At 46.0% G+C, this 2,018-nt stretch carries 1 pseudogene; it reads right to left on the bottom strand.

The annotated features are described in order from the left end of the window. Positions 1–2,018, bottom strand: a pseudogene (locus AWE51_RS21010) (gliding motility-associated C-terminal domain-containing protein); the annotation flags it as partial.

Below are 2,018 nucleotides of genomic sequence, written 5' to 3'. Positions count from 1 at the left end.
ACATCGGGTGCAGGTGCAGCACATTGTGCAGTAATCGGTGATGGATTACTAGCAGTAGGATCAGTCGTATCATTAATGGTAATGGTTTGGGTAACATTGATACTGTTCCCTGCGCCATCGGTAACACTATAAGTTCGGGTGATCTCTTCTGGATTACTGTTCCCATCACTCACATCACTCACAAAAGCAACCGTAGTCGTACCACAGTTATCCGCCTCATCCGTAACTACTGTGATATCTGGCGCTGGTGCACTACATTGGGCAGTAATTGCTGCGGGATTACTCGCGGTAGGATCAGTTGTATCATTAATGGTAATGGTTTGGGTCACATTGATGCTGTTCCCTGCTCCATCCGTAATACTATAGGTTCGGGTGATCTCTTCCGGATTACTGTTTCCATCACTCACATCACTCACAAAAGCAACCGTAGCCGTACCACAATTGTCTGCCTCATCAGTCACTACTGTGATATCTGGCGCTGGTGCACTACATTGGGCAGTAATTGCTGCGGGATTACTAGCGGTAGGATCAGTCGTATCATTAATGGTAATGGTTTGAGTAACATTGATACTGTTCCCTGCGGCATCCGTAACACTATAGGTTCGGGTGATCTCTTCTGGATTACTGTTCCCATCACTCACATCACTGACAAAAGCAACCGTAGCCGTACCACAGTTATCTGCTTCATCAGTCACTACTGTCACATCGGGTGTAGGTGCACTACATTGTGCATTGATTGCTGCGGGATTACTCGCGGTAGGGTTGGTTGTATCATTAATGGTAATGATCTGAGTAACATTGATACTGTTCCCTGCACCATCGGTAACACTATAGGTTCGGGTGATCTCTTCTGGATTACTGTTCCCATCACTCACATCACTGACAAAAGCTACTGTAGGGGTACCACAATTGTCTGCCTCATCAGTCACTACAGTCACATCGGGTGCAGGTGCAGCACATTGTGCAGTAATTGCTGCGGGATTACTAGCAGTAGGATCAGTTGTATCATTAATGGTAATGGTTTGGGTAACATTGATGCTGTTCCCTGCGCCATCGGTAACACTATAGGTTCGGATAATCTCTTCTGGATTACTGTTCCCATCACTCACATCACTTACAAATGCAACCGTAGGGGTACCACAATTGTCTGCCTCATCAGTCACTACTGTCACATCGGGTATAGGTGCAGCACATTGTGCAGTAATTGCTGCGGGATTACTAGCGGTAGGATCAGTTGTATCATTAATAGTGATTGTCTGAGTCACATTGATGCTGTTCCCTGCGCCATCGGTAACACTATAAGTTCGGGTGATCTCTTCTGGATTACTGTTCCCATCACTCACATCACTCACAAAAGCAACCGTAGCCGTACCACAGTTATCCGCCTCATCCGTAACTACTGTGATATCTGGCGCTGGTGCACTACATTGGGCAGTAATTGCTGCGGGATTACTCGCGGTAGGATCAGTTGTATCATTAATGGTAATGGTTTGGGTCACATTGATGCTGTTCCCTGCTCCATCCGTAATACTATAGGTTCGGGTGATCTCTTCCGGATTACTGTTTCCATCACTCACATCACTGACAAAAACTACTGTAGCCGTACCACAGTTATCTGCTTCATCAGTCACTACAGTCACATCGGGTGTAGGTGCACTACATTGTGCATTGATTGCTGCGGGATTACTCGCGGTAGGGTTGGTTGTATCATTAATGGTAATGATCTGAGTAACATTGATACTGTTCCCTGCACCATCGGTAACACTATAGGTTCGGGTGATCTCTTCCGGATTACTGTTCCCATCACTCACATCACTTACAAAAGCAACTGTAGCCGTACCACAATTGTCTGCCTCATCAGTCACTACAGTAATATCAGGTGCAGGTGCAGCACATTGTGCATTGATTGCTGCGGGATTACTAGCGGTAGGATCAGTTGTATCATTAATGGTAATGATCTGAGTAACATTGATACTGTTCCCAGCGGCATCCGTAACACTATAGGTTCGGGTGATCTC

This window comes from Aquimarina aggregata (genome assembly GCF_001632745.1).
Taxonomy (GTDB): domain Bacteria; phylum Bacteroidota; class Bacteroidia; order Flavobacteriales; family Flavobacteriaceae; genus Aquimarina; species Aquimarina aggregata.
Note: the sequence above shows the minus strand (reverse complement) of the source record. Positions and strands in the feature narration are given on the sequence as shown.